Below are 23,864 nucleotides of genomic sequence, written 5' to 3' on the forward strand. Positions count from 1 at the left end.
ACATTCGATGCATCTTCATCGTTTGAACGATCCTCGCGAATGAACTCGCTCCTACAAGGGGCGTTATCGCCGCACCTGCTTCAACGTCTCGGCAATCAAAAATGCCAGTTCCAGCGACTGATCGGCATTCATTCTTGGATCACAGTGAGTGTGGTAGCGGTCCGACAAACCATCTTCGGTGATCGGACGAGCACCACCGATGCATTCGGTGACGTTCTGCCCGGTCATCTCAATGTGAATCCCGCCGGCGTACGTTCCCTCAGCCTGATGCACCTGGAAGAACTGCTTCACTTCGCCAAGGATCTGCGCGAAATCCCGGGTTTTATAGCCGCTGCTGGCTTTGATCGTATTGCCGTGCATCGGGTCCGAACTCCACAGCACCTTCTTGCCCTCACGCTCCACGGCACGAATCAAACCCGGCAAATGATCGCCGACCTTGTTGGCACCCATGCGCGCAATCAGGTTCAGGCGACCAGGATCGTTGTCCGGGTTGAGGATGTCGATCAAGCGAATCAGATCGTCGGTGTTCATGCTGGGCCCGACCTTGACGCCAATCGGGTTCTTCACGCCGCGCAAAAACTCCACATGAGCGCCATCGAGCTGGCGCGTGCGATCACCTATCCACAGCATATGCGCCGAGCAATCATAGAAATCGTTGGTCAGGCTGTCGCGGCGTACGAAGGCTTCTTCATAGTTGAGCAACAGCGCTTCGTGGGCGGTAAAGAAGCTGGTTTCGCGCAGTTGCGGGGACGTGTCCATGCCGCAGGCACGCATGAAGGCCAGGGTTTCGTCGATGCGATTGGCAAGCTGGCTGTATTTGTCCGAAAGCGCTGAACCGGCAATGAAGTCCAGATTCCACTGGTGTACCTGATGCAGATCGGCGAAACCGCCCTGAGCGAAGGCGCGCAACAGGTTCAGGGTCGCGGTGGACTGGTGATAGGCCTGAAGCAGACGATCCGGGTCCGGTACTCGGCTTTTTTCGTCGAAACCGATGCCGTTGACAATGTCTCCTCGATAGGCCGGGAGCGTGACGCCGTCAATGGTTTCATCGTTGGAAGAGCGCGGTTTGGCGAACTGACCCGCCATGCGCCCGACTTTGACCACCGGGCAGCCAGCGGCGAAGGTCATGACGATCGCCATCTGCAGCAGCACTTTGAAGGTGTCACGGATTTTCGCAGCCGAGAACTCGAAAAAGCTTTCGGCGCAATCGCCGCCCTGGAGCAGGAATGCGCGACCCTCGGTCACCTCGGCAAACTGTCGGCGCAGCTCTCGGGCTTCGCCGGCGAATACCAGCGGGGGATAGCTCGCCAATGTTTGCTCGACACGCAATACGTGCGCGGCATCGGGGTATTGAGGTTGCTGCTGGATTGGCAAGGCCCGCCAGCTTTCCGGGCTCCAGGGTTGGCTCATCGTGAACTCGAAGTCAGTGCGATCGGACGGCTATGGTAGCAGCCCGGAATATGGCGGGCAGGAAATCTGTAGGCGCGAATTCATTCGCGAGAGGCCGGAACATCCGATGCACTTGTGTCGTCCGCAAAATCGATTCGCGAATGAATTCGCTCCTACAGGCGATTTGCATTGGGCGCGCTTGCCTGGGTGGGCGGCACAGACGACAATCCGCGCTTTCGCGCTCGGGTCCCGGCGCGCGCCAGGCTGTAGGAGCGGCAATGACTGATGAGCGCGTAGAGCGCGTGCTGGCTGAAGTGCATGATGACTTCGGCATGATTCGTGTGCTGGAAGTGGACGAATACCGCTTCCTCGAATTCGGCGACGCCATCGAGCAGAGCTGCACCTTCACCGCGGACCCCGCCTGGCTGGAATACGACTACACCCGCGCCATGCTGATTGGCGCGTTGTGCCATGAAGCGCCGGAGAGTGCGCTGTTCATGGGGCTCGGGGCCGGAACGCTGACTCAGGCTTGCATGAAATTTCTGCCGCTGGAAGACGTCGAAGCCATCGAGCTGCGCCCGGACGTGCCGCGTCTGGCCATGGAATACATGGGGCTGGCGGACGATCCCAGGCTTTACATCCGCATTGGCGATGCACTGGAACTGCTGGCCAGCGCCGAATCCGCCGACCTTATCTTCGTCGACTTGTACACCGACACCGGGCCAGGAGTCGGACACCTGGCGTGGAATTTTCTCGAAAACTGCCAGCAACGGCTCAATCCCGGCGGCTGGCTGGTGATCAATCAGTGGGCTTCGGACGATGGCAAGCCCTTGGGGGCTGCGCTGCTGCGCGGGCTCTATCATCGGCACTACTGGGAACTGCCGGTCAAAGAGGGCAATGTCATTCTCATCGTGCCGGCGGATCTGGAGCAGATCCTGGACCTCGACGCGCTCAATGAGCGCGCCGCAGTCCTGGCGCCGCAGTTAGGGTATTCGCTGGCGTCATTGATCAAGGTCTTGCGCCCGGCCAGCTAGTTGCCGGTGAAATGCGGCGAGCGGTTTTCCAGCAGCGCTTTGAGGCCTTCGCTGGCGTCTGCACTGCTGATCACCTGCTTGACCAGCGCCGGTAATGCCTTCGCGGCGATCGCTTCGCCCTCAAGCACCGCCTGCCGCGCTGATTCGAGCGTGGCTTTAATGCCCAGCGGTGCTCTATCTGCGATGTGTTGGGCAAGGCGCAGCGCCGACGGCAGCAAATCTTCGCTGGCCATGACCTCCTGAACCAGACCCATTCGACAGGCTTCGTGGGCATCGAACTCATCGCCTGTCAGCAACCAACGCATGGCATTGCCCCATCCGGCGATCTGATGCAGGCGCAGGGTGGCACCGCCAAAGGCGAAAATCCCTCGTTGCACTTCCAGATGGGAAAAGCGCGTATTGCTGGCGCAAAGATTGATGTCCGAGGCGAGCATCAGTTCGATGCCCAGCGTCAGGCAATAGCCTTGGGCGGCAACGATCACCGGCTTGCTGACCCTGGGTCCTACGCCTAACCCCCATGGGTCGTAACCACCCTTCGGCACTTTCCAGCCTTCGCTGAGGGTCGGTCCCGCTTCGGCCAAATCAAGGCCCGCCGTGAAATGCTCGCCGTGTGCAAACAACACCGCGACCCGCGCCTGATCATCGCGCTCGAATTCTCCATAGGCGAGGCTGAGCTGGTTGAGCATTTCCATGTCGAACGCATTGCGCTTGGGAGCGCGATCAAGGCCGATAAGCATGATCGCGCCACGCCGCTCACGGCTGACGTGGCCTTTGATGGGGGAGGTCATGTCTTATATTCCTGCGCGCTGAGTAGGATCGGAGGAAAGCTGCCTGCCTGAACTGGTGAAACGATTAAGCTCTTGACCAGTGATACCGGGCTTTTAGAAAAGTAGACAACGGCGGGAGTTTGCGCAAAGCCTGTGACAGTTGGACGCAGGGCATTATTTCTTCTGAAAAAAACCCTCACATTTTTGCGCAATTCCGGTATAGTGCGCGCCGGCCTTTAACAGGGCCCTCGCCACGGTATTGGTCTCCGAAGCCATCTTCGGATGCTCGTTCGCTTGCGAACTATCCTTGTCGATCCATTCATCAATACGTTTTCGCAAATCCCCGCCGACAAAGCAGCCAGGGCGACTCTAGGGTCTTACACGGCACGCGCAGCTTTGGAGCATGGGTCTTTGCGGATGCACTCAGAGGCAGACCCATGACCCAGGAATCCGGCGGCTTCGCCGCTCTTGAACTTCACCCGAACATTGTTGCAGCCGTTGTTGCTACCGGCTACGAAGAGCCATCGGCTATTCAGCAGCAATCGATCCCTATCATTCTTGCCGGTCACGACATGATTGGTCAGGCGCAGACCGGTACCGGTAAAACCGCTGCCTTTGCTCTGCCGATCCTGCACCGCATCGATCCGACCAAACGTGAGCCGCAAGCGCTGATCCTCGCGCCGACTCGCGAACTGGCACTGCAAGTCGCCACCGCGTTCGAAACCTACGCCAAGCAAATGCCGGGCGTCACTGTTGTGGCTGTCTACGGCGGTGCGCCGATGGGCCCACAGCTGAAAGCCATCCGTAACGGCGCGCAAATCGTTGTCGCTACTCCAGGTCGTCTGTGTGACCACCTGCGTCGTGACGAAAAAGTCCTGGCGACCGTGAACCACCTGGTTCTCGACGAAGCGGACGAAATGCTGAAACTCGGTTTCATGGACGACCTCGAAGTCATCTTCAAGGCCATGCCGGAAACCCGCCAGACCGTTCTGTTCTCGGCCACCTTGCCGCAGTCGATCCGTGCGATCGCCGAGCGTCACCTGCGTGATCCGAAACACGTCAAGATTCAAAGCAAGACCCAGACCGTTACCGCGATCGAACAGGCTCACCTGTTGGTTCACGCTGACCAGAAGACCTCTGCCGTACTGAGCCTGCTGGAAGTCGAAGACTTCGACGCACTGATCATGTTCGTGCGGACCAAGCAAGCGACTCTGGATCTGGCAAGTGCCCTTGAAGCCAAAGGCTACAAGGCTGCTGCGCTGAACGGCGACATCGCCCAGAACCAGCGTGAGCGCGTCATCGACTCCCTCAAGGATGGCCGTCTGGACATTGTTGTAGCGACCGACGTTGCTGCACGTGGTCTCGACGTTCCGCGTATCACCCACGTGTTCAACGTGGACATGCCTTACGATCCGGAAGCCTACGTTCACCGTATCGGCCGTACTGGCCGTGCAGGTCGCGAAGGTCGCGCACTGTTGCTGGTAACGCCGCGCGAGCGTCGCATGCTGCAAGTGATCGAGCGCATGACCGGTCAGAAAATCGCCGAAGTCCGTCTTCCAGATGGTCAGGCTGTTCTCGATGCCCGCATCAAGAAGTTGACCAACAGCCTGTCGCCGCTGGTCGCTGATGCAGAATCGACCCACGGCGAATTGCTGGATCGTCTGACTGCCGATATCGGTTGCAGCCCGCGTGCTCTGGCCGCTGCTCTGCTGCGCAAGGCTACCAATGGTCAGGCTCTGACTCTGGGCGCTATCGAGAAAGAACGTCCACTGGTGCCGAACAGTGCTCCGCGTGAACGCTCCGACCGTTCGGGTTCCGATCGTCCATCGGGCGACCGTCCGGATCGTGGTGATCGTGAGCGTCGTGCTCCAGTCCCATTGGCCGAAGGCCGTGCTCGCTGCCGTACTGCGCTGGGCGCACGTGATGGCATCGCAGCCAAAAACCTGTTGGGTGCAATTCTCAACGAAGGCGGTCTGGCCCGCGAAGCAATCGGTCGCATCCAGGTGCGTGACAGCTTCAGCCTCGTCGAACTGCCAGAAGATGGCCTCGAGCGTCTGCTGGCCAAGCTGAAAGACACCCGCGTTGCCGGTAAGCAGTTGAAGCTGCGTCGCTATCGCGAAGACTGATCTGCGTTGAGCTGATCGTCTGAAATAAAAAATCCCCGACTGGTTCGGGGATTTTTTTGTTTTGGATTTGGGGTTGCTCCCTCTGTAGGAGCCAACTTGTTGGCGAGCATTCAGCTGGCTTCACGTGCACGGCGCCTCGCGAATAAATTCGCTCCTACAGGGGGTGGTTCGCTCACCCAAACCTATAGATATCCATCCCCAACGCGCCCATGGTGAATCCTTGGTGGGCGATGCTGAACTCGCCACCGGCGCCACGGGCAAAATACAGCGGCAACAAATGTTCGTCGCTGGGATGGTTTCTTACCGCATTTGGTGCCAGATGCCGATAATCGTGCAGCGCATCGTCATCATCGGCTGCCAGCTTCTCAATCATCCAGTCGCGGAACGCTTTGGCCCAAGGCTCCACGCTTTCGGGGCCGGCATGCCAATCCAGTTCACGCAGGTTGTGAGTAATGCTGCCGGAGCCGATCACCAGCACTTCCTCTTCGCGCAAGCTGGCCAAGGCCTTGCCGACGCGGGTTTGCATGGCCGGGCCCATGCGCGAAGGTAATGAAACCTGCACCACCGGAATGTCGGCCTGTGGGTACATCAGCGAAAGCGGCACCCAGACGCCGTGGTCCAGCGGACGCTCCTGATCGATTCGTGCGGGAAGCCCGCTGGCTGCGAGCAAGTCCACCACATGCTGCGCCATCTCGGGCATGCCCTTGGCTGGGTACTGGACAGCGAAGAGCGCTGGCGGGAAGCCCCCGAAATCGTGCCAGGTTTCAGGCTGAGGGTTGCCGTTGACCAACAGTTCAGCGCTTTCCCAATGTGCCGATACAATCACGATGGCACGAGGGCGCGGCATTTCGGCGGCAAGGCGAGCGAGCGCGGGACCGCTGTCACCGGGCTCCAGAGCGAGCATGGGCGAGCCGTGAGAGATGAAGAGGCTAGGAAACATATCGGCCATCCTGAAGGGTAAGATGCGCCATCATCAGGCAGAACATTGATCTAAATCTAATATAAGTTTTGATGCGGTTTGATCGATATATCAGGAGTTACATATGCAGCCCGAGTTTTGGCATCAACGCTGGGCCCTGGATCAGATTGGCTTTAATCAACCCCAGGTTAACCCCTACTTGCAACGGTTCTGGTCTGAGCTGGGTGTCAAAAAAGGCGAACGGGTGTTTGTCCCGTTGTGCGGGAAGAGTGTCGACATGACATGGCTCTTGCAACAGGGCCTCTGGGTAATAGGCGTCGAATTATCCGAGAAAGCGGTCGAGGATTATTTTAGCGAGCGCAACTTGCAGCCCATCCTGGAGCAGCGCGGTGCCTTCAAGGTGTTCAGCCATGACCGTTGCGAGATCTGGTGTGGTGATTTTTTCAAATTGAACGCCAAGGACATCGGCAATTGCTCAGTACTCTATGACCGCGCTGCTTTGATTGCCTTGCCGCCGGAAATGCGTTGGCGCTATGTCCAGCACTTGAACAAAATCCTGCCCGCCGATTGCCGTGGGCTATTGATCACGCTGGATTACGAACAGTCAGAGGTTGCCGGGCCGCCGTTCAGCGTTGCCGAGGAAGAGGTAATTCAACTGCTTTCGCTGGAGTGGCGGCTTAAGGTGATCGCCGAAGAGAACGTGCTGGAGCAAAGTCGTAAATTCGCGGACGCTGGCGCAACGCGTTTGATTGAACAGGTCTACAGCCTGTTCAGACGTTAACCGCAAATCACCAGGCAAAAGAAAAGGGCGACCGAGGTCGCCCTTTCAAGTAATGCAGCGAGTGGATCAACCGCGACGGCGCAATGCCTCGATGCGGTCTTCCAGCGCCGGGTGGCTCATGAACAAACCGGCCAGACCGTGCTTCAACCCGCCATTGATGCCGAAGGCGGTCAGGCTGTCAGGCATTTGCACCGGAACGCCTTGTTCCGAACGCAGACGCTGCAAGGCGCTGATCATTGCGCCAGTACCCGCTAGTCGGGCACCGGCATCATCTGCGCGGTATTCGCGTTTGCGCGAGAACCACATGACGATGGCGCTGGCGAGGAAGCCTAGAACGATTTCGGCGAAGATGGTCGCGATGTAATAGGCGATTCCCTGGCCTTGTTCGTTCTTGAAGATCACTTTATCGACGAAGTTACCGATGATCCGCGCAAAGAACATGACGAAGGTGTTCACCACGCCCTGCACCAGTGCCAGCGTCACCATGTCGCCATTGGCAACGTGGCCGATTTCGTGGGCCAGGACTGCTTTCACTTCATCTGGCGAAAAACGTTCCAGCAGGCCTTGGCTGACCGCGACCAGTGCGTCGTTCTTGTTCCAGCCTGTGGCAAAGGCGTTTGCTTCATAAGCAGGGAAAATACCCACTTCCGGCATCTTGATGCCAGCCTCGCGGGACAGCTGCTCCACCGTCTGCACCAGCCATTGCTCATGGCGCGTACGGGGTTGGGTAATGATTTGGGTGCCCGTGCTCATTTTCGCCATCCACTTGGAGATGAACAGTGAGAACAGGGAACCTGCAAAACCAAATACGGCGCAGAAGATCAGCAGCTGATTGAGGTTCAGATCAACCCCGTTGGCCGCCATAAACCCATTGAAGCCAAAAAGGCTCAGGGTGATGCTGGCAATCAGCACGACCGCAAGGTTAGTGGCCAAGAACAGCAAAATGCGCATCATGGTTGAGACGTTCTCCTCGTGAAGAATATGTAGCGGGTTGCGGGGTATATAAGGTGATGTCCGCGGCTATTCAACCCGGCGACTATTTCAAACTGTGTCGCCCTGCATCGTTAGAGGATTATGGATCAACACTTGTAGGAGCGCGCTTGCCCGCGAAAGCGATCAATCAGCCACCAAAGAGGTAACTGAAGAGAAAACTATCAGGGGCAAGCTCACTCCTGCAGAGGCAGCGTTACTGGCGGTATGTCTTGAGGAAATTGCCGATGCGTCCGATTGCCTGTTCCAGATCGTCCACCCGTGGCAGCGTCACCACGCGGAAGTGATCGGGCCAAGGCCAGTTGAAGGCTGTGCCCTGAACGATCAGCAGCTTTTCCGACAACAGGAGGTCCAGGGCGAACTTCTCGTCGTTGTGGATAGGGCAGATCTTCGGGTCGATGCGCGGGAAGGCATACAACGCCCCCATTGGCTTCACGCAGCTGACGCCGGGAATATCGTTCAGTAATTCCCACGTGCGGTTGCGCTGCTCCAGCAAGCGGCCCGGGGGCAGCAGCAGGTCGTTGATGCTCTGATAGCCGCCCAGTGCCGTCTGAATGGCATGCTGGCTCGGCACGTTAGCGCACAGGCGCATGTTGGCCAGGATGTCGATGCCTTCGATGTAGCTTTGGGCATTGTGTTTGGGGCCGGAGATCGCGATCCAGCCAGAACGGAAACCGGCAACGCGATAGGACTTCGACAAGCCGTTGAAGGTCAGGCACAACAGATCAGGAGCCAGCGAAGCGGTGCAGATGTGCACGGCGTCGTCATAAAGAATCTTGTCGTAGATTTCATCGGAGAACACGACGAGGTTGTGCTGGCGCGCCAGTTCAAGCATGCCCAGCAGCACTTCTCTGGAATAGACCGCGCCGGTCGGGTTGTTCGGGTTGATGATTACCATGGCCTTGGTATTGGGAGTGATCTTGGCTTTCATGTCTGCCAGATCCGGCCACCAGTTGGCCTGCTCGTCGCACAGGTAATGCACCGGATTGCCACCGGACAGGCTCACCGCAGCGGTCCACAGCGGGTAATCAGGCGCCGGGATCAACACTTCGTCGCCGTTGTTGAGCAGGGCCTGCATCGACATCACGATTAGCTCGGAGACGCCGTTGCCCAGGTAGATGTCTTCAATGCCGACGCCTTCCACCTGCTTCTGTTGGTAATACTGCATCACCGCCTTGCGCGCGCTGAACAGGCCTTTGGAGTCACTGTAGCCTTGGGAGGTAGGCAGGTTGCGAATCACGTCCTGAAGGATTTCTTCGGGGGCTTCGAAACCGAAGGGGGCCGGGTTGCCGATGTTCAGCTTGAGGATGCGATGGCCTTCCTCTTCCAGGCGCTTGGCGTGCTTGAGCACGGGCCCGCGAATGTCGTAACAGACGTTGGCGAGCTTGTTGGATTTGCTGAACTGCATGGTGGTAGATCCCGAAAATGGGCAGCCCGTCGCAGGTGTTGCGCGCGGACCGCTGAGCATAACGCCATCAAAATGGGTTTGTATGCGTGAAACGCGGGTGACAGACTGGCGTTCTGACGAGGCGCAATCATACGTGCCACCCGATCCGTGGAAAAGGCACAGATCGGGCTTTTTCAGTTGTGGAGGTGTACCCGTGGACAAGCTTTCAAAAAGCCTGGAAGAGTGGAAACAGATGCTCGACCCGGAGCAGTACAACGTCTGTCGCCTGAAGGGCACCGAACGCCCTTTCAGCGGCAAGTACAACAGCACCAAGACCGATGGCGTTTATCACTGCATTTGCTGCAACGAGCCTCTGTTTGACTCAACCACTAAGTTCGATTCCGGCTGCGGCTGGCCGAGCTTCTATGCACCGCTCGAAGGAAGCGCCGTCGTGGAAGTGCGCGACGTCAGCCACGGCATGATCCGCACCGAAGTGGTCTGTTCCAAGTGCGATGCGCATCTGGGGCATGTATTTCCTGATGGACCGCCGCCGACTGGCTTGCGCTATTGCATCAATTCGGTCTGTCTGGATCTGGTGCCGCGGGCGTAGGGACATGCGGCTTTCGTTGTCAGGCCTATGAATCAGTATCACGGACGACAATCCAATAGCGCGCCCGCCACGGGCGCGCTAAGTTGGTTAATTCTTTTTTCGAGGCGCTGCCATGAGCGACAACTTGCTAAGCATTCCCGTGCAGACGATCAAGGGTGAGCAAAAGACCCTTTCCGATTACGCTGGCAAAGCCGTTCTGGTGGTCAACACCGCAAGCAAGTGCGGGTTCACGCCGCAGTACAAAGGGCTTGAACAGTTGTGGCAGAGCTACAAGGGCCGGGGGCTGGTGGTGCTGGGATTTCCGTGCAATCAGTTCGGCAAGCAAGAGCCCGGCAACGAGGGTGCGATTTCAGATTTTTGTGAGTTGAACTACGGTGTGAGCTTTCCGCTGTTCAAGAAAATCGACGTCAACGGTGACAATGCCCATCCATTGTTCGTGCAACTGAAGAAGCAAGCGCCCGGCCTGCTGGGTTCTGAGCGAATCAAATGGAATTTCACCAAATTCCTCATCGGCAAGGACGGCAAGCTGGTCAAACGCTACGCACCGCTGACCAAGCCGGAAGAGCTGAAGTCGGATATCGAAGCGTTGCTTGGCTGACTCCCCAGATGTTTCTGTAGAACCCAACTTGTTAGCGAAGCGGAAATTGAGTGTATCTGGCGCGCCGCCTCGCGAATGAATTCGCTCCTACAGAATAATTCGCTTAATGCGGCTGAACTGCTGGAATCCACTGATCCAGCAGACTGATCAATTCTTCTCGGTGAAACGGCTTGGCGAGATAGTCGCTCATGCCTGCCACCTTGCAATGCTCGCGCTCCTCGGGCATCGCGTTCGCGGTCAGGGCGATGATCGGCAAATCGAGCCATTGAGGGTGCTGGCGGATCAGTCGAGTAGCCTCGTAGCCGTCCATCACTGGCATGTTGCAATCCATCAGCACCAGATCGAAGTCGTCATGGGCCAACGCATCCAGTGCCTCGCCGCCATGACTGCTGACCACCACTTCGCAGCCCAACTTGCTCAGCATGCCCTTGGCAACCAGCTGGTTCACCGGATTGTCTTCCACCAGCAGAATGCGTGCGCGATGAATCAGAGGCTGTTCGCGCAGCAGGCGGTCATTGTCCAGTTGGCCCTCGGTGCGCAGAATCCGGCCCAAGGTTTGATGTAGGCTTAGCCTTCCCAGCGGCCGCGCTTGCTGGTGCAGCGGAGCGAGCGCATTGACTTGATCACTGGCCATAAAATTGCCGTAGGCCGTCACCAGCAGAATCGGGATCGACGTCCCAGGCCTCACGCTGGTCAGGCAGTCTGGACTGTCGGTAATCAACAGGTCCGCATGCGGGTCATACCGGTTATCACAGGCGGTAAAGTGCTGATATTCGATCCCCCATGTGGGTAGCCACTGGCCCAGCAGTTCGCCCAGTCCACTGTCGGCTGAGCTCACCAGGACGACGCGTCCGCTCAATAAGTGCCATGTTGGAGCCGGCGAGTGAGGCGGCAACGGCAGGTCGACGCAGAACCTGCTGCCGACGCCGCTGCGCGATTCGATGTTCAGCTCACCGTTCATGGCTTCGCAAAGATTGTGGGTGAGCGTCAGGCCCAGTCCGGTGCCGCCGAACTGCCGGGTAATCGCGGCCTCGGCCTGGGTGAACGGTTCGAAGATTTTCGCCTGCGCATCCTGCGCGATACCAATGCCGGTGTCGCACACTTCGATGCGCACCCTTTCTGCATGCCAACTCAGGCGCACATCGACACGCCCGACGCGCGTGAACTTGAGCGCATTGGAGAGCAGGTTGCTGACGATCTGTCGCACGCGGGTCGGATCCCCCAGCACCAACGCCGGAAATTCTGGATCAATCAGGCACGTCAACTCGACACTCGGCGCAGCATTTTGCGACAGCAGATTGGCGGTGTCTTCGATCAGGGTGCCGAGATCGAACGGAATACGTTCGAGTTCAAGTTGTCCGGCGTCGAATTTCGACAGATCGAGAATGTCGTTGAGCAATTCCACCAGCACCTTGCCCGAGTCATGGGCGATCAACAGTTGCTGACGCTGTTCGGCGCTCAGTGGCCCGTCCATAGACAATGCCATCATGCCCAGCAAACCATTAAGCGGGGTGCGGATTTCGTGACTCATGTGCGCCAGAAACGCCGAGCGCGCATGGGCCATATCCAGCGCCGTGCTGCGCGCGATCTGCAGCTCTTCGTTGGACTGGCTCAGGCGGATGTTGCTGTTGTTGAGCTCCAGCGTGCGCGCAGTGACGATGTTCTCCAGCTCATTGAGGTGGTCGGTCAGACGGTTTTCGGCATCGCGACGTCGGGCAAACTCGATGGCGACGCTTTCAAACTGTCGATTGGCAACTTTGACCAGTACACCGATTTCATCTTTCTCATGGCCCGGCGGGCAGGGCAGCGGCGTTTGCGTAGGACTGCGCGGATCGTTGGCGGTCAGTGCCCTGATGACTTTGGTCAGCGGTTTGGTCAGCGTGAAGTAGAACAACGCCATGAGGATGCCCGCAAACAAAAGGCTGCGGACAAACCCGTTAAGCAGGGTGATTTCAGCTCGCTGTAAAAAGTGGCTGCCAAACGCGAACGTGTCGACATTGAGGTGCAGCGTGCCGATGGGGTCGTTGGGCAAGTGGTCGAGAAACAGTTTGTCCTCGAACTCACGGCTTTTGCCGAACAGAAAGTCACTGAACATCCGATACCGGCTTTGCGCAATGGGCCGGGACACGGCAGCCAGCAAGATATTGTTATTGTCAGTGAGCCGGGCCGCAACAACGGCGGGGGAGTGCAGCAGCCCCAGTGTCAGTTCCTGGGCCAGTTCGGAATCGATGTTGTAGGCGATTCGCGAGGCGGGGTTGTGGCTGATTTGTAGCAAGGAGCGAATTTCACGATCGATCGAGGCGTCTTCGCTGGCATAATCGATTGCAATTTGTAACAGGCTAAGCAGTGATCCCAATACGAAACCAATCAGCACAATTAAACGTGCCTGCTTGAACGACAGTCTGTTGGTAATTGCTATATCCATAAGGCATTGCCACTTCTTGTGTCCGATCGCTGGGCAAGCATAGCCGATCGGACACAGCCTTTATTCAGTTAAATCAAGGAGACATTGTGGATTCTCGGTTGAACGCATTTCTGGAACGCGCCGAATCAGTACTCGCGCGGCTCGAGCCTTTATTGCCTGCGGTCCGTGAGCCGATGGACTGGAACAAATCCCTGGCCGCGCGCTGGGTCCACGAGGGACGAGGCGGGTACCTCATGCCGCTGGAGGTGACCCTCGACATGCGCCTGTCGGACCTGATCGGCGTGGATCGCCAGCGCGAGCAGTTAGGGCGCAATACTCAACAATTCATTGATGGCCTGCCTGCCAATCACGCGTTGCTCTGGGGTTCGCGCGGGACCGGTAAATCATCGCTGGTCCGTGCGCTGCTGGCTGAACACGCTAAATCCGGATTGCGTCTGATCGAAATCGAACGTGACAATCTTGGGGATTTACCTCGGGTCGTCGAGCTGCTGCAAAAGCTGCCGCAGCGTTTCGTACTGTTTTGCGATGACCTGTCATTTGAATCGGGCGAAGGCGACTACCGCGTCTTGAAAAGCGTGCTCGACGGATCGCTTGAGCAAGCGCCAGATAACGTCTTGCTGTATGCCACTTCCAACCGTCGCCATCTGGTGCCGGAGAAGGAGAGCGACAACGAGCACTGGAAGCGCGGCGAAGACGGCGAACTGCACCCAAGCGAAGCGGTGGAAGACAAGATCGCCTTGTCCGACCGTTTTGGCCTGTGGTTGTCGTTTTACCCATTCACCCAAGAGCATTTCCTGAATGTGGTCGAGCACTGGATAGGCGAGCTGGCAAGCAAGTCGGGCCTGGTGTGGAAGCGAAATGAAGAGCTGGAAATTCTCGCGGTGCGCTGGGCTACCGGGCGCGGCAATCGAAATGGTCGCTGTGCGTATCAGTTCGCAAGGTATTGGGTAGGTCTGAAAATGCTGGAGCAACAGCCATGATTGATTTGAATGCAGCAGGCAAGGGCCTGGACGGTTACCGCTTGTTGACGGCGCAGTTGGAGTCCCTGCTGGCGGACGAGCGCGACTTTATTGCCAACGCGGCGCAGTTTTCGGCGTTTTTATACACGCAGCTGGACGACCTGAACTGGGCTGGCTTTTACCTGAATCGTCATGAAGAGCTGGTGCTTGGGCCGTTTCAAGGGCAAATCGCCTGCGTGCGTATCCCGTTTGGCAAGGGTGTTTGTGGCACCGCAGCGCAAAGCCGTGAAACCCAGCGCGTCGAGGACGTACACGCGTTTCCCGGCCATATCGCCTGCGACAGCGCATCGAACAGCGAGTTGGTCGTTCCGCTGGTCAAGGACGGGAAGTTGATTGGCGTGCTGGATCTGGACAGCCCGAGTATCGGGCGATTCAGCGAGGAAGATCAGGCCGGGATCGAGCAGTTGGTGGCGATATTTCTGAAAGCGACGGATGTTTGAGGGGTAGCGCTTTAGCTACAAGCTACAAGCTGCAAGCGGGACGCGACGCAGGCGCTTGCGCCATCAAGGCTTGCAGCTTGAAGCTTGCCGCTTGTAGCTAATCGTAGATCGCCTTTTTCTTCCATTCAGCGTCGGCTTCAACGACCTTCAGGCCTTCTGTCAGCTCGTTGTTGTCGTCTTCGGTCGGAGCAATGGTGTCCAGCACCATTGCATTGGCGCGTGCTAGTTGTCTCTCCATCGCGGCCAAATGGGATTTCCACGGTGCGGGCTCCGCCTGATTGCGCAGATATTGCACGCCACGCTCAAATGCAAGCCTGGCCTGGCCTGGCTGGGCGGCTGCCATGGCTTGCTGGCCAAGATTGTTGAAGAACTCGATGTGCAGGAGTACCAGCAGATTGCGGATTTCGCGAATCCAGTGCTTGGCCTCGGTAGTTTGCAAAAAGCCATCGTGGGCTGCGCGTGTCACCTGCCCGTGCATGGCTTCAAGCAGAAAGCGCACGTCTTTGGCCTTGGCTTCGGTCTGAATAGGAGCGGGGGGATTGCTGACCGTCAGGTTGTCCCCTTGTGCGATCAGGGCTTGCAGTTCTGTTTCGCGTTCTTGAAGGCCAGGATTACTGCGCCTTTCCAGCTGGGTCAGACGCTGGACCACGTTGAATTCAAGGCGGACCAACAGTAGCTTCAATGCGGGTGTCATCAGTTGACCAGGAAAGGTCTCAGACAACTCACTGCAGCGACGCAGGCGATCATTGAGCTCCACCAAGGCGCGAGCACGCTCTACCTTTTTGTTCTCGTTAACGTGATTCAGGTAGCCGATGGCTATCAAGAGTACGATGCCCGCTACAACCATCAGCGTGATAATGAGTGGTGTCACCGTTGAAGCCTCGATCAAGTAATGTGCGCCGAGTGTAGTGGCTATGCACTATTGCGGGAAGGTGCGGTGGTCGCGCTGCCTTCCTATTAGTTGGCTGCCCTTACAGATGTGTATCGGCAGTTAACTGACTAAATAGAGGGCGAAGTCATTGATTTGAATAAATTTTCACATGGGGGTTGACGACCTACCAAACCATCCATAGAATGCGCGCCACTTACAGCGTAAAGCACACAGCGCAGCGCAGTAAGTAGTGAATGTTGTACGTGTGTCCCCTTCGTCTAGTGGCCTAGGACACCGCCCTTTCACGGCGGTAACAGGGGTTCGAGTCCCCTAGGGGACGCCATTGCGGGAATAGCTCAGTTGGTAGAGCACGACCTTGCCAAGGTCGGGGTCGCGAGTTCGAGTCTCGTTTCCCGCTCCATTTTTAAGCAGCTTTGCTCCAGGGCAGGGTTGAGTGAAACCAGGCAGAATCTTCGGATGATGCTTTGGACACTGGGACATACACCATATGTTCCGGGCAGCGTCCCCTTCGTCTAGTGGCCTAGGACACCGCCCTTTCACGGCGGTAACAGGGGTTCGAGTCCCCTAGGGGACGCCATTGCGGGAATAGCTCAGTTGGTAGAGCACGACCTTGCCAAGGTCGGGGTCGCGAGTTCGAGTCTCGTTTCCCGCTCCAAATTCACAAAAACGCCGCTCATCAGAGCGGCGTTTTTGTTTGTCCGCTTTTTGTAAGGTGCGCACGCCCTCGGTCGCAGTGGGGCAACCGTCGGAAGTGATCGGTTTGATGCTGTCTTTAGCCTTTTAGCAACTTCAACAACGCGTCGGCATCCAGTTTGGCGCTCATTTCCCCACCTTCCAACAGACTGTCCGCCAAATCGCGCTTGCGGCTGGCGAAGCTTTCCTGGCTACCCAAAAGGCCTGGGTTAATAAAGCCGAACAAATTGCACAGCTCGCCAAAATGGTTTTCCAGCGGAGTACCAGTGGCGACCAGCATTCTGGACCTCTGGAAACATAGGCAGGTCTGACACCGTGTCCCGGTGTGACCGGTGGAGGCGCTTTAAAGTGACTGAGCTCGCGAGGACGGCCGTATTTGTCATCAGCGGGCCTGGCTTGTCGGCCTCTGAACCCAATGCGATGCCGGTCTCCCCTGACCTGATGGCCTGCGCGCAATGATAGCCGCCATGCAGCTGCAACCCTCTATCTAGAGCAGTTGTGGAATATTGTCGGCTTATATTTCCAGTATTATATTTCTTTATTCTGTCAATTTTAATAAGTGGGATGTTTCCGAAAGCAAGTGGGAAACTTCCGAAACGTCGTTCAGGGTATAGAATATTTTTCGGTGATAAACCACTATTGCTCTGCAGGTCGAGATTCAATACTTCTGTAGTTCGCATGTTTAAAAAATAAACGTGAAATGAATATATGTTTAAATTTTTATAAACATGTTGATTGGCGTCACAAGTCACGAATGGTGCGTGACAGACTCAAGTGAACGCCACCGGTGTATTAATGTTGGCAGGCATACCTTATGTTATGCAGGGCTGGAGGATTTATGGCGTCAAACAGCTTCCAAAACGAAGTGCCCAAGGCTCGGGTCAATATCAAGCTCGATTTGCATACCGGCGGAGCGCAGAAAAAAGTCGAGTTGCCGCTAAAACTCATGGTAATGGGCGACTACAGCAACGGTAAGGAGCAGCGGGCCTTGTCAGAACGAGACAAAGTCGACATTAACAAAAACAATTTCGATAACGTATTGGCCGAGTTTTCTCCGAGTCTCAAGCTTGCGGTTGAAAACACCCTGACAGCCGACGCCTCCGACACCTCGGTGGAATTGAATTTTCAGAGCATGCGCGACTTCGAGCCCGAGCAGGTGGCGCGCCAGATACCACAGCTCCGTGCGCTCCTGGCCATGCGAAATCTGCTGCGCGATCTCAAGTCAAACCTGCTGGACAACGCGACGTTTCGCTACGAGCTTGAACGTATTCTCAAGGATGAAGGGTTGAGCAACGAACTGCGTGCCGAACTGGCCGCTCTGGCTCCCCAAGAAAACCGTTAATCCGCCCGGGTTCCACAAGGAAGTTGCCATCATGTCCACAGAACAGTCTTCCGTGCATTCACACGGCGCTACGACATTGTCTGAAGAAAGTCAGAATGTATATAGCACACTCTTTGCAAAGATAAATCTAAGTCCAGTCACCGCGCTCAGTGATATAGAAGTTTTTCAAAGTAATGAAGCCCTGTCCGATGTCTCTGTTGATGAACGAGTCACCGCTGCGGTCAGTGTATTTCTTGAATTGCTTAAGCAATCCTCCCAGAAAGTTGAGCGTCTGGACAAAACTTTACTGGATGAACACATTGCATCGCTGGATGCACACATCAGTTCACAACTTGATGCGGTAATGCATCATCCTGAATTTCAACGTGTTGAATCGACATGGCGCGGCGTCAAGTCGTTGATAGATCAAACAGATTTTCGCCAGAACGTTCGAATCGAGTTGTTGGATATCAGCAAGGACCACTTGGTTCAGGACTTTGAGGATGCACCGGAAATCGCTCAAAGCGGTTTATATGTCCACGCCTACACGCAGGAGTACGACACACCGGGTGGCGAACCGATAGCGGCCGCTATTTCCAATTACGAGTTTGATCGCAGTCCGCAGGACATTGCGCTTTTGCGCAGTATCTCAAAGGTCTCGGCGGCAGCGCACATGCCGTTCATAGGCTCGGTCGGCCCGGCGTTTTTTGGCAAGGAGTCGATGGAGGAGGTCGCCGCGATCAAGGACATTGGCAACTACTTTGACCGCGCTGAGTACATCAAGTGGAAGTCCTTCCGCGACAGTGACGATTCACGCTACATCGGCCTGACCATGCCGCGTGTGCTAGGACGTCTGCCATACGGACCCGATACGATTCCGGTCCGCAGCTTCAACTACGTCGAGAGCGTCAAAGGCCCTGACCACGGCAAATACCTGTGGACCAACGCCTCGTTCGCCTTTGCCGCCAACATGGTGAAAAGCTTCATTACCAATGGCTGGTGTGTGCAGATTCGCGGCCCGCAGTCCGGCGGCGCCGTCACTGATCTCCCAATCCACCTTTACGATCTGGGTACTGGCAATCAGGTAAAGATTCCGTCGGAAGTCATGATTCCGGAAACCCGGGAATTCGAATTCGCCAACCTCGGTTTCATCCCGCTTTCGTATTACAAAAACCGTGATTACGCCTGTTTTTTCTCGGCAAACTCGTCGCAGAAACCGGCCCTGTACGACACCGCTGATGCCACTGCTAACAGCAGGATAAACGCGCGGCTGCCCTACATCTTTCTGCTTTCGCGCATTGCCCACTATCTGAAGCTGATCCAGCGCGAAAACATCGGCACCACCAAGGATCGCCGGATTCTGGAGTTGGAGCTGAACAAGTGGGTCGGCGGCCTAGTGACCGAAATGACCGACCCCGGTGACGATCTTCAAGCCTCCCACCCATTGCGCGACGCCAAAGTCACCGTCGAAGACATCGAAGACAACCCCGGTTTCTTCCGCGTGAAGCTATACGCCGTGCCGCATTTTCAAGTGGAGGGCATGGACGTCAACTTGTCGCTGGTTTCGCAAATGCCCAAGGCCAAAGCCTGATCCTTGCGTAGGTAAACACCGTCATGAAAATTGATCGCCCTCTGTGGGCTGCCGGGACGTTGCTGTCGCCGCAGCAATTCCAGCAGCAAGCGCGCTGGGAAGCCTGGAACAACGAATGCCTGGCGCATCTGTCGCTGATCCATCCGTGGGGCATAAAGGCCGCTTCATTTGATGGGGAGGCCTTGCGGCTCGGCAAACTCAAGGCAACCCGGCTGCGCCTGCGCATGCCGGAAGGCACGTTGATCGACACCGATCACGTTGATCGTCTGCCGCCCGCGCTGGAGTTGAGCCAAGTGCTGACCGAGAGCAGTCAGAGCGCAGTGGTATTGCTTGCCTTGGCGATCGAGCACGCCAATGGCAACAACTGTCTATTGGAAAATACTCAGGCCGAGCGCCCCATGCGTTATCGCCGCGATTGGCGTCAGGTGCAGGATCTGTACGGGGCCGAGGAGCAGTCCATCGCCGTGCTGGAGCACACGCTGAGTTTGCGTCTGGACACTGACGAGAATGGCGATTATCTGACCTGTCCCATCGCGCGTCTTGTACGAGATGGACAGGGTGCGTGGAGCCTTGATCGCGCTTACGTCCCGCCGCTGCTCAGCTTTGATGGGCATCCGGGTTTACTGGCACAGCTGGACAACCTGTTGACCCAGCTCTCAGCCAAGCGTCAACGACTGATGGGCATGCGTCGCGAAAGCAACCAGCGCATGGCGGATTTCGCCGTGGCCGACGTGTCGTTGTTCTGGCTGCTCAATGCGCTCAATACCTATCAACCTGTGCTCGCCGATTTGATGGCCAGTCCGGCGCGGCACCCTGAGCAGATCTATCTGGAGTTGGTGAAGCTGGCGGGCGGGTTGCTGACCTTCTCGCTGGAACACGACATCGACAAGATCCCGGCCTACAGGCATGAGCAACTGGAAAACGTGTTCCCGCCGCTAATGCTGACGATCTCCACCTTGCTGGAGGCCAGTCTGCCGTCCAGGGTCATTGCTCTGGATATGGAGGCGACCGGTGCCAATCGCTGGAAAGTCACCCTCAACGATCCGCGCTTGCGCGAGCCTGACAGCGCCGACTTTTACTTGTCGGTACGTTGCCGCTTGCCAGCTGCGCAGCTGCAAAGCCAGTTCCCCCGGTTATGCAAAGCGGGCACGCCGGACGACGTCAATCACCTGATCAACGCCGCCCTGGACGGGGTGCCGTTGCGTCCGCTGAGCCATGTCCCGGCGGCCATTCCGTTGCGTCTGGAAAACCAATACTTCGCCCTCGATTTCAGTCACGCGAAAGGTCTGGCCGTGCTCCGCGAGGGCGTCTGCGCGTTCTACGTGCCGAGCACCCTGATCGACGTCAAGCTGGAACTGTTTGCGGTATTGCGGTCATGAGCCCGGCATCGTCGAAAAAACGGACCGCAGTGCCAGTGCAGATCGATGCGCTGTTGCAGGACAGCTATTTGTTGGTGGTGGAGCTGCGACAGGGCGCATCGGTTGAGGATGCAGACGCGGTCCGCACCCTGTGCTCCAGACAAATCGAGCAGGTGCGTCAGCAGCTCAAGAGTGCCGGGCTCAGTCAGCGCAACATTGATTACATCAGCCACGCCCATTGCGCCCTGCTCGATGAAACCGTGCTGGGGTGCGCGAAAGGTGATGCGCATACCAATTGGGCAGGCGAGTCCCTGCAGGCCAAATTCTTCGGCCGCCATCAGGCGGGTGATTTTGTCTATGAAGAAATGCACGAAGTGCTGCGCGAGCCAGCGCCTGACGTGCATGTCCTGACGGTATTCCAGCGCGTGTTGATGCTGGGTTTCCAGGGTCGTTACGCCGATCTCAACCACCCTGAGCGTAAGCAACTGCTCGCCGCACTGAATGCGCAGGTCGCACCGCTTGAGCTGGGTCAGGACGTCGCGACTCACGTCCAACTCGGCCGCCGCCTGAGTTATCAGCAATGGCTGCGGTCACCATTGGTCCATTGCGTGGCGGTCAGCCTGACGCTGGGTTGTGCTTGGTGGGGACTGGATCGGCTGTTGGCCGGGCTGGTCGCCATGCTGTTGCCGGGTGCGACATGAGGGCTAGGCGATGACACTCAAGCTCAGACGAGGCCTCTGGTTATGGGCGGGCGCGTTGATGCTGGCGCTGCTGTTCATCATGCCGCTTTCCGCTATAACGCTCGCCCTGGCGGCAGTGACCACTCTTTGCCTGGTGGCACTGGCCTGGATTCGCGCCGATCGCCGAGCACCGCATTTAGCGCAGGCATTTAATGTCGATGGCTGTACGGGGCTGCCGTCAGCTACGTATCGCCGCCCGGTAGTTTTGGTTTGTGGCGACGGTCTGACGGGGCTGTTTGGTTCGACGCCCAATGAGCAACTGTGCGTGCGCACTACAGCGCAGGGTTGCTACATCCGTGTGCCGGGCCTTGAGCAACTGGCGACGATAACCGCTGGCATCGAAATGCTGCGTCCGGATTGGGGCGGGCAGCTCTCAGTCATGCTCGTCGTCAATCCCGGTGAGCACACCGATCACGGGGAGTTGACCGGGCAGATACGGGCGTTTAGCTACCAGTTGGCATTGTTGCGCAAGCGGGGGATGGCGCTGCCGCTGCTACTGGTCACTTACCCGTTTGCCACCACCGGCAGCGATGCCTCACTGCCGATGCTTGGGCAAATGATCCGCGCGGACTCCGGCCGCATCGAGCAGTTCTTGCAGCGGGAACTGGGCGGTGTGTTGCGCAAGGACGGCAGCCGCTGGGTAGCCGACACCCGCAACAGCCAGGGCCTGCGGATTAATCCGCAGTTCCTGACTGCGATCAACCAGCTCAGCTATCTGGCCGACGTGCTTTACACCGACGGCGGCATGGGCCTGAGCTTCGAGCTGCGCGGCAAAGCAGTGCGCGACGTGGTGCAAACCAGCTTCATCCTCAACGGCGAGCGGCACCACTATTTCAACCAGAAAGAAAGCTGGCAGCGCTTCGGTTGGCCCGGGACCAGCGATCATCCGGGGGCGAGTCTGACCTGGACCAGTGTTAGCGCCGGCGAGCGATTATTCGGGGATTACCAAGGCACCTGGGGCCTGATTCGTCTCTTGGAGAACGCAAAAATCACCGCTCTCGATGACGGCGATAGCCGCTACCGGATGGTCCTCACCGCGCCCGATGGCCTCGGCCTGACCTGGTACCTGCGCACCCAACTGGGCACTGGGCCCATGGCATTACTGACGCTGCGGGACTTCAAACTGCCGCAACAGATTTTCTTGAGTACACGCGGCACTGCTAACGCCGTTGCGCAGAATGAGGCCTACCAATGAGCCTGCAAACCCTGGTCGCCACCTGTCTGGGTGAACGCGACGCGGTGACCCTTGCACGACAGCAGTCCTCCAAATGGGACGCCTGGTTGCTGCCTGTCAGCGCCGATTCCCCAGTGGGTCACGACCCAGGTTACGACGATGATTTCCAGCGCATGCGTGGGGAGGTCAACAAGCTGTCCGGAGCCGATGCGGACCTTGTGATCCAGACGGCGGAAAAACTGCTCAAGCACAGCTGCAAGGATTTGCGCGTGTGTACCTACTACTTGTGGGCGCGCTTGCACAAAGACGGCGAAGCGGGGCTGGCCGATGGTCTGGTTCTATTGGCTGCAATGATTGAGCGCTACGCCAGCGACGTACTGCCGGCCCGAGCGAACAGCCGCAGGATGGCGCTGGAGTGGCTAGCTGGCAGCAAGGTGCTGGACAGTCTTTCGATGTTCCCTGAGGTGGTCAAACACGACGCCGAACGGATCGTCGCAGCGCTGGCGTGGCTGGAGCATGGGCTCGGTACCTGGCCGACAGAACAACGCCCGGCGTTTGGAACGTTGTACACCGCTTTGTCCGCCCGGCTGACGCAGTGCTACGCGGTTGATCCGCAGACCGCGCCGTCCGGCGCCCATCCAGAATCAAGCGGCCAACTGACGGCGCCATCGCTGGCCGCGATTAAATCAGCGCGGGACCTGTTGGACAGCGGCCGCGCGCTGGCGAGTTATTTGCGCGAGCAACCGCAGGGTTGGCTGGCGGCTCATCGACTCATGATGAGCATGCGATGGGACACCGTGCATCAAACCCCACCCCAGGAAGCTGGCGGCAATACCCGTTTGGCACCTCCGCGTGGTGACTATCGTGCGCAGCTCAAGCGGCTGTACCGGCAACAGAGCTGGAGCGAACTGCTCGATCAGGTCGAGCGGATGTTTGCCGAAGGGGTGAACCATTTCTGGCTGGACCTGCAGTGGTATCTGTTCCAGGCATTGAGCAAACAACCGGCCCCGCAGGACAGCTGGGCCAATGTCGTGATGCACGATCTGGGGATTTTCCTGGAGCGTTTACCGGGTCTGGAAGAGCTGTGCTGGAACGACGGCACGCCGTTCGCGGACGAAACCACTCGCGAGTGGATCGCTCGGCACCTCAGCGGCAATCGATTTGCGACGGGGTTGCCAGAGTCAGGCGCTGCCGTACCGCTGGCCGATACCGAAATCCTTTCGCTGGAAGGAGAGGCGTTGGCCTGGGCCGACAGTGACGGCGTCGAACAGGCGCTGGCCTGGCTGGCGGGACAGCCTGGCGTGCGCACCGGACGGCAGCAATGGTTGCTGCGCCTGTTGATGGCGCGCGTGGCTGAACACCACGGCAAAAACGATCTGGCGTTGCACATATTGGGCGAACTGGATGCCTCGGCGCGGCGGCAGCGACTGTCTAAATGGGAGCCTGATCTGCATTTCGAAATCAAGGCACGCCTGCTCAAACTGCTGCGCCTGAAATCCCAGCGCAACGATTCAGACAAACCCGTTCTGGCACAGCGCATGGAGCTGCTGTTGGGGGCGCTGGTCGCCATCGATCCGGTGCGCGCCGCACGGCTCTGCAACTGAACTTCA

At 57.7% G+C, this 23,864-nt stretch carries 19 protein-coding genes, 4 tRNA genes and 2 pseudogenes; 17 read left to right on the forward strand and 8 right to left on the reverse strand.

Annotated elements, in window-relative coordinates:
• Positions 1–63: 63 nt before the first annotated feature.
• The gene (locus ACWKV9_RS03230; RefSeq protein WP_483834633.1) at positions 64–1,410 is read right to left on the reverse strand and encodes a class II 3-deoxy-7-phosphoheptulonate synthase; all 1,347 of its coding nucleotides are present in this window, start codon (positions 1,408–1,410) and stop codon (positions 64–66) included.
• Positions 1,411–1,667: 257 nt separating this feature from the next.
• On the opposite strand from ACWKV9_RS03230, the gene ACWKV9_RS03235 reads away from it, so the two are divergent.
• Positions 1,668–2,423, forward strand: a complete 756-nt coding sequence (locus ACWKV9_RS03235) for a spermidine synthase (RefSeq protein WP_483834634.1) — start codon at positions 1,668–1,670, stop codon at positions 2,421–2,423.
• On the opposite strand, the gene ACWKV9_RS03240 is transcribed toward ACWKV9_RS03235, so the two are convergent.
• Positions 2,420–3,211, reverse strand: a complete 792-nt coding sequence (locus ACWKV9_RS03240; RefSeq protein ID WP_483834635.1) for a crotonase/enoyl-CoA hydratase family protein — start codon at positions 3,209–3,211, stop codon at positions 2,420–2,422. The genes ACWKV9_RS03235 and ACWKV9_RS03240 overlap by 4 nt on opposite strands.
• A 416-nt stretch (positions 3,212–3,627) precedes the next feature.
• Between ACWKV9_RS03240 and ACWKV9_RS03245 the strand changes: the two genes are divergently transcribed.
• A complete protein-coding gene (locus tag ACWKV9_RS03245; RefSeq protein WP_483834636.1) occupies positions 3,628–5,316 on the forward strand; it encodes a DEAD/DEAH box helicase in 1,689 nt (562 codons plus the stop codon).
• A gap of 172 nt (positions 5,317–5,488) precedes the next feature.
• Here the strand turns inward: ACWKV9_RS03245 and ACWKV9_RS03250 are convergent, their stop codons facing one another.
• Positions 5,489–6,256 carry a DODA-type extradiol aromatic ring-opening family dioxygenase gene (locus ACWKV9_RS03250; RefSeq protein ID WP_483834637.1) on the reverse strand — a complete coding sequence of 256 codons (768 nt, stop codon included), beginning with the start codon at positions 6,254–6,256 and terminating at the stop codon, positions 5,489–5,491.
• A 103-nt stretch (positions 6,257–6,359) separates the two neighbouring features.
• Here ACWKV9_RS03250 and ACWKV9_RS03255 point away from each other — a divergent pair, with 103 nt between their 5' ends.
• Positions 6,360–7,016, forward strand: coding sequence for a thiopurine S-methyltransferase (locus tag ACWKV9_RS03255; protein ID WP_483834638.1), 657 nt, complete (start codon positions 6,360–6,362; stop codon positions 7,014–7,016).
• Between the two features lie 66 nt (positions 7,017–7,082).
• Here ACWKV9_RS03255 and htpX read toward each other — a convergent pair whose 3' ends face one another.
• Together htpX and ACWKV9_RS03265 are read right to left on the reverse strand one after the other, a co-directional pair.
• Positions 7,083–7,970 carry a protease HtpX gene (gene htpX / locus ACWKV9_RS03260; RefSeq protein WP_483834639.1) on the reverse strand — a complete coding sequence of 296 codons (888 nt, stop codon included), beginning with the start codon at positions 7,968–7,970 and terminating at the stop codon, positions 7,083–7,085.
• Between the two features lie 232 nt (positions 7,971–8,202).
• Positions 8,203–9,414, reverse strand: a complete 1,212-nt coding sequence (locus ACWKV9_RS03265) for a pyridoxal phosphate-dependent aminotransferase (RefSeq protein WP_483834640.1) — start codon at positions 9,412–9,414, stop codon at positions 8,203–8,205.
• Positions 9,415–9,607: 193 nt separating this feature from the next.
• Between ACWKV9_RS03265 and msrB the strand changes: the two genes are divergently transcribed.
• A complete protein-coding gene (gene msrB / locus ACWKV9_RS03270) occupies positions 9,608–10,003 on the forward strand; it encodes a peptide-methionine (R)-S-oxide reductase MsrB (RefSeq protein WP_483834641.1) in 396 nt (131 codons plus the stop codon).
• A gap of 112 nt (positions 10,004–10,115) precedes the next feature.
• Complete coding sequence (locus ACWKV9_RS03275; RefSeq protein ID WP_483834642.1) at positions 10,116–10,601, forward strand: glutathione peroxidase; 486 nt, start codon at positions 10,116–10,118, stop codon at positions 10,599–10,601.
• Positions 10,602–10,704: 103 nt separating this feature from the next.
• Here ACWKV9_RS03275 and ACWKV9_RS03280 read toward each other — a convergent pair whose 3' ends face one another.
• Positions 10,705–13,026, reverse strand: coding sequence for a hybrid sensor histidine kinase/response regulator (locus ACWKV9_RS03280; RefSeq protein ID WP_483834643.1), 2,322 nt, complete (start codon positions 13,024–13,026; stop codon positions 10,705–10,707).
• 86 nt (positions 13,027–13,112) lie between these two features.
• On the opposite strand from ACWKV9_RS03280, the gene ACWKV9_RS03285 reads away from it, so the two are divergent.
• Together ACWKV9_RS03285 and ACWKV9_RS03290 are read left to right on the forward strand one after the other, a co-directional pair.
• Positions 13,113–14,006 (forward strand): ATP-binding protein, encoded by an 894-nt coding sequence (locus ACWKV9_RS03285; RefSeq protein ID WP_483834644.1) that lies wholly within the window; start codon positions 13,113–13,115, stop codon positions 14,004–14,006.
• Positions 14,003–14,485 carry a GAF domain-containing protein gene (locus ACWKV9_RS03290; RefSeq protein WP_483834645.1) on the forward strand — a complete coding sequence of 161 codons (483 nt, stop codon included), beginning with the start codon at positions 14,003–14,005 and terminating at the stop codon, positions 14,483–14,485. The genes ACWKV9_RS03285 and ACWKV9_RS03290 overlap by 4 nt, the downstream gene beginning before the upstream one ends.
• Positions 14,486–14,582: 97 nt before the next feature.
• Here the strand turns inward: ACWKV9_RS03290 and ACWKV9_RS03295 are convergent, their stop codons facing one another.
• On the reverse strand, positions 14,583–15,356 hold the full coding sequence (locus tag ACWKV9_RS03295; RefSeq protein ID WP_483834646.1) for a hypothetical protein: 774 nt from the start codon (positions 15,354–15,356) through the stop codon (positions 14,583–14,585).
• A 267-nt stretch (positions 15,357–15,623) separates the two neighbouring features.
• Between ACWKV9_RS03295 and ACWKV9_RS03300 the strand changes: the two genes are divergently transcribed.
• From ACWKV9_RS03300 to ACWKV9_RS03315, 4 genes are all read left to right on the forward strand, one after another.
• Positions 15,624–15,699: transfer RNA gene (locus tag ACWKV9_RS03300), tRNA-Glu, on the forward strand.
• A gap of 2 nt (positions 15,700–15,701) precedes the next feature.
• Positions 15,702–15,777: transfer RNA gene (locus ACWKV9_RS03305), tRNA-Gly, on the forward strand.
• Between the two features lie 101 nt (positions 15,778–15,878).
• A tRNA-Glu gene (locus ACWKV9_RS03310) sits at positions 15,879–15,954 on the forward strand.
• A 2-nt stretch (positions 15,955–15,956) separates the two neighbouring features.
• A tRNA-Gly gene (locus ACWKV9_RS03315) sits at positions 15,957–16,032 on the forward strand.
• Positions 16,033–16,149: 117 nt separating this feature from the next.
• Here the strand turns inward: ACWKV9_RS03315 and ACWKV9_RS03320 are convergent.
• Positions 16,150–16,371, reverse strand: a pseudogene (locus ACWKV9_RS03320) (SNF2-related protein); the annotation flags it as partial.
• A 537-nt stretch (positions 16,372–16,908) separates the two neighbouring features.
• On the opposite strand from ACWKV9_RS03320, the gene tssB reads away from it, so the two are divergent.
• From tssB to tssA, 6 genes and pseudogenes are all read left to right on the forward strand, one after another.
• Positions 16,909–17,412, forward strand: a complete 504-nt coding sequence (gene tssB, locus ACWKV9_RS03325) for a type VI secretion system contractile sheath small subunit (RefSeq protein ID WP_483834647.1) — start codon at positions 16,909–16,911, stop codon at positions 17,410–17,412.
• A 31-nt stretch (positions 17,413–17,443) separates the two neighbouring features.
• Positions 17,444–18,982 carry a type VI secretion system contractile sheath large subunit gene (gene tssC, locus ACWKV9_RS03330; protein ID WP_483834648.1) on the forward strand — a complete coding sequence of 513 codons (1,539 nt, stop codon included), beginning with the start codon at positions 17,444–17,446 and terminating at the stop codon, positions 18,980–18,982.
• A 23-nt stretch (positions 18,983–19,005) separates the two neighbouring features.
• Positions 19,006–20,361: a type VI secretion system baseplate subunit TssK gene (gene tssK / locus ACWKV9_RS03335; protein WP_483834649.1), complete on the forward strand. Its 1,356-nt coding sequence runs from the start codon at positions 19,006–19,008 to the stop codon at positions 20,359–20,361.
• A complete protein-coding gene (gene tssL, locus ACWKV9_RS03340; RefSeq protein WP_483834650.1) occupies positions 20,358–21,041 on the forward strand; it encodes a type VI secretion system protein TssL, short form in 684 nt (227 codons plus the stop codon). Before tssK ends, tssL begins: the two co-directional genes overlap by 4 nt.
• A 544-nt stretch (positions 21,042–21,585) precedes the next feature.
• Positions 21,586–22,275 (forward strand): annotated as a pseudogene (locus tag ACWKV9_RS03345) (type VI secretion IcmF C-terminal domain-containing protein); the annotation flags it as partial.
• On the forward strand, positions 22,272–23,858 hold the full coding sequence (gene tssA / locus ACWKV9_RS03350; RefSeq protein ID WP_483834651.1) for a type VI secretion system protein TssA: 1,587 nt from the start codon (positions 22,272–22,274) through the stop codon (positions 23,856–23,858). The pseudogene ACWKV9_RS03345 and the gene tssA, both read left to right, overlap by 4 nt.
• Positions 23,859–23,864 lie beyond the last annotated feature (6 nt).

Source organism: Pseudomonas corni (assembly GCF_057128765.1).